The organism is Loigolactobacillus iwatensis (genome assembly GCF_003950295.1).
GTDB lineage: Bacteria > Bacillota > Bacilli > Lactobacillales > Lactobacillaceae > Loigolactobacillus > Loigolactobacillus iwatensis.
Window position 1 is genome coordinate 1 of record NZ_RHNP01000072.1, and the last position, 3,854, is coordinate 3,854.

The window sequence follows — 3,854 nt, forward strand, 5'->3', positions numbered from 1 at the left end:
ATTACTCGCATGACTAACACCTAGACCACTTATAAGTGAAAGCTGGCCGGTGTTGCACTTAGTTTGACAATTTAGGCCTTTATAATTTTGGAAAAGAGTTGAGAACAAAAGTGCTATCAATGCTGTTATCTCAGTACTACCATATGCCGCTGGCAGGGATCGAACCTGTACTCACCGAAGTGAACAGCACCCTGAATGCTGCGCGTCTGCCAGTTCCGCCACAGCGGCAAATTAACTACTAAAGTAGTTTAGCATTATTAAAAGGGTTAGGTCAAGCGCTTTTTGCCGCTACTTGGTATAATAACTATAAGTAGATACTAACTAAAGGTGGTTAAAAAATGCAAAAAATTACAGAAGCAATCGTAAAACGAACAATTTGCAAACGAAAAGCACAGAGTCATAAAGGAACTTACGGCCGCGTTATGACGATTGGTGGTAACCGCCAATTTGGTGGCGCAATTATTTTAAGTACTAGTGCCGCAGTTTATGCTGGAAGTGGCCTGGTTACCTGCGTCACTGATCCAATAAATTTTGCCAGCCTCCACGCCCGTTTACCAGAGGCAATGGTAGTTAGTAATCAGGATGCTACTAGTATCAAACAATTATTACCAACAATGGATGTGGTCGTTATTGGACCTGGACTAGGTGAAAATTATCAGGCCTTAAAGTTACTCGAACTGACCTTCTCCACCATTCAAAAACAACAAACCTTAATTATTGATGGATCGGCCATTTCATTAATTGCCAGTCACCACCTTACATTACCGAATGCGCATTTAATTTTTACGCCTCACCAAATGGAATGGCAGCGACTATCCGGTCTGCCAATTAAGGCACAAACACCGAGCAATAATCGCCAGGCCCAAGAAAAACTAGCCGGAACCGTCATCGTTAAGTCACATCGAACCGAGGTTTATCTGGCCACTAGCAAAGATAATTGGCGTAACACGGCCGGTACTGCTGCAATGGCCACAGGCGGTATGGGTGATACTTTAACCGGTATTATTGCAGGCTTTGTTGCCCAGTTTAACGATTCTGATCAGGCCATTTTAGCAGCAGTTTACACTCACAGTAAAATTGCTGATTATTTAGCAAAAAAGCAATACGTTGTTTTACCTTCACAAATTATTACTCATTTACCCGAATACATGGCTAAGATGGCTCAATCTGAAAATGATTAATAAAAAAGATAGCAGTAAAGGTTGTGCTAAACGCCTTTACTGCATTTTTTTAATGCCGTAAGTTCCGTTATTGTCAATGGTCGGTACTGACCAAGCGGTAAACTTTCAGGTAAATTTAGTGGCCCCATGGCTAATCGCTGTAATTTCAGCACGGGCTTTTCAATACTTTGAAATAGCCGTTTAACTTCATGAAATTGGCCTTCCAGCACCTGAACTTGAATAACTGACTGTTTTTTGGTTAAATCCTGTCCCATTATTTGTAATTTAGCAGGTTTAAACTTAGTCCCATGTTGTGTTGTCACGCCTTCAGCAAATCGAGCGACATCAGCAGCGGTTACCAAGCCGTCAATTTGCGCCTGATAAAGTTTAGTCACGCGTTTTTTGGGACTTAATAATTGGTGCGCTAATTGGCCATCATTGGTTAACAATAGTAGCCCCGTTGTATCTTTATCAAGTCGACCAACTGGAAATAAATCGCTGCGAAAATCAGCGGTACTTAATAGCGCCATAACTGTTTTGGCCCGTGAATCTTTAGTCGCTGATAAAACACCAGTCGGCTTATTCAGTAAATAATAACTGAACGGTGAATAATTAATGACTTCACCATCTAAAGCAATACTGTCTTGCTCTGGTTTAACCTGCTGTTTAGCAAACTTAATGCTTTGGCCATTAACAGTTAGTCTTCCTTGCTTGAGCCACTGATGAGCCTCTTTACGGCTGCCCATCGCAGTAACAGTTATAAAACGATCAATTCGCATTACTTAATCCTCAATCGTCGGCGTAAACCGGCAACCCTTTCGCCAAGGATTTCGTCGGCCAAGCGTGAGCGTAACATACAATAGCCGTAAACTACTGCGCCAAACCCAGCGACAATTATGAGCACAAGCATGCTTTGCAATCGACTTGCCGGATTTAAGAAAGTAAAAAGTCCTTTCTCAATTACCACGCAAACCCCATACATTAGTATGGCAGAAAATAAAATACCTGCTAGACGTCGAATGATCTCACTGAAATTCAAATCGAACCTTTGATGTAAAGAACGCATCATTAAAAAGCTAGTTACGCCAAGACCAATCGCAGTTGCCATTAATGGCCCAAAGACCTTTAATAGCGCAATCATTGGGTACTGAACAATCAGCTTCACAATTAGCCCAATAACAAAATAAATAATTGCCTTCTTATTTTGGTATAGCCCTTGCATCATCGCGGCTAAGACAGTGAATAGTCCTAGAATAATTGCTACGTAAGATGAGAATTCCAAAATTAATGTACCCGTAAAATTATAACTATAGAAAATAGTATATAGTGGTTTGGCAACTGCCGCCATCCCAATTGCCGCAGGAATCATTATGAAGAAGAAAAGCTCAATCATGCTATCAATCTGTTCCCGCAGCGATTTGCGATCACCCTTTGTAAATGCCTCTGATAAGAGTGGAATTGAGGTGACTGCCATCGATGAAGCCAATGAAACAGTAATCATAATTAATTTATTCGAACTAAACGCAAATAATTGGTAATAATTATAGAAATCAGCCTTCGTCCCGCTCATGAATCGACCAATCCACTGAATGAACGTGTACTGATCAACTAATTGAAAAATAGTTATCCCGGCGTCCAAAATAATAAACGGAATTGCCTGCCGAACCATTTCTGTCAACATATCACGCGTTGAAATATCTAAAACGGCCGCACTATTGCGGCTCAATTCATTCCAACCACTACGTTTTCGTAAAAAGTACCAACCTAAAACTAGCAGACTTGCAATTGCACCAATAAAGGCCGCAAAAGTTGATTGGGTAACCGCCGAAACGTAACTCCCGTGAAGTACCCGCATAATCCAAAAGGTCATCGCCAACATATAAATAATTCGGGCTACTTGTTCGATAAACTGAGAAATTGCCGACGGTGCCATATCCTGGTACCCTTGGAAGAGTCCTCTAGCAAGGCTCATAACTGGAATAATGAGCAATGGCCACGCCAGTGAACGAATAACGGGAATCGCATCCGGATTTCCTGTAGAAAGCCAAGGTGCCACAAAATACAACAGTGCCGCCGAAACAACGCCCATAACAACCATTAAGTAGATCCCACTACGAAATAGCTTTCGCCCAGTTGAATATTCATTCATAGCATTATAGTGTGCGACTTGTTTTGCCACCGCACCTGGAATACCGGCCGTTGAAATAACCAAGAATAAACTATAGATATTATAGCCAATAGCAAAAAGTGCGTTGGCCTGGCCACTTTCGGCGCCAAACATAGCTACCCAAGGAATAATGTAAAGTGCGCCCAGAATTCGCGAGGTAATACTACCAGCAGTCATCCAAGCTGATCCACGTAACATCTTTTCTTGTGCGGTTGGCTCACTTTTAGTGTTTTGTTCTGGTTCAATCTTTTTATTCACGGACGGTTCACTTTGCAACCGTGACTTAGACATGGCATTCGTTCCTTCCTGAAAACATTCTTTTACATTCTAATTGAAATGGCGCAACCTTTCAATTAGAATTAAGAAATTTAATTTTTAGTTAAAAATAAAACGGAACACTGGTAGTTTATTTAACACCCACCAATTGCTCCGTTTTATCGTAAATTATTTGGCTCTATACTTTTTCCTGTTGATAGTTTACAAATGGTAAACTATTAACAGGATTTTTTGTGCCTTTGAATTTACAA

General features: G+C 41.0%; 3 protein-coding genes and 1 tRNA gene. 1 reads left to right on the forward strand and 3 read right to left on the reverse strand.

The window, feature by feature from the left end; all coding sequences use genetic code 11:
* Positions 1 to 144: 144 nt before the first annotated feature.
* Positions 145 to 228, reverse strand: a tRNA-Leu gene (locus tag EKM98_RS11830).
* Positions 229 to 338: 110 nt separating this feature from the next.
* Here EKM98_RS11830 and EKM98_RS11835 point away from each other — a divergent pair.
* Positions 339 to 1,181 (forward strand): NAD(P)H-hydrate dehydratase, encoded by an 843-nt coding sequence (locus tag EKM98_RS11835; protein ID WP_125982743.1) that lies wholly within the window; start codon positions 339 to 341, stop codon positions 1,179 to 1,181.
* Positions 1,182 to 1,207: 26 nt separating this feature from the next.
* On the opposite strand, the gene EKM98_RS11840 is transcribed toward EKM98_RS11835, so the two are convergent.
* On the reverse strand, positions 1,208 to 1,939 hold the full coding sequence (locus EKM98_RS11840; protein WP_125982744.1) for a pseudouridine synthase: 732 nt from the start codon (positions 1,937 to 1,939) through the stop codon (positions 1,208 to 1,210).
* Positions 1,939 to 3,618 (reverse strand): putative polysaccharide biosynthesis protein, encoded by a 1,680-nt coding sequence (locus tag EKM98_RS11845; protein WP_125982745.1) that lies wholly within the window; start codon positions 3,616 to 3,618, stop codon positions 1,939 to 1,941. Before EKM98_RS11845 ends, EKM98_RS11840 begins: the two co-directional genes overlap by 1 nt.
* Positions 3,619 to 3,854: the final 236 nt, after the last annotated feature.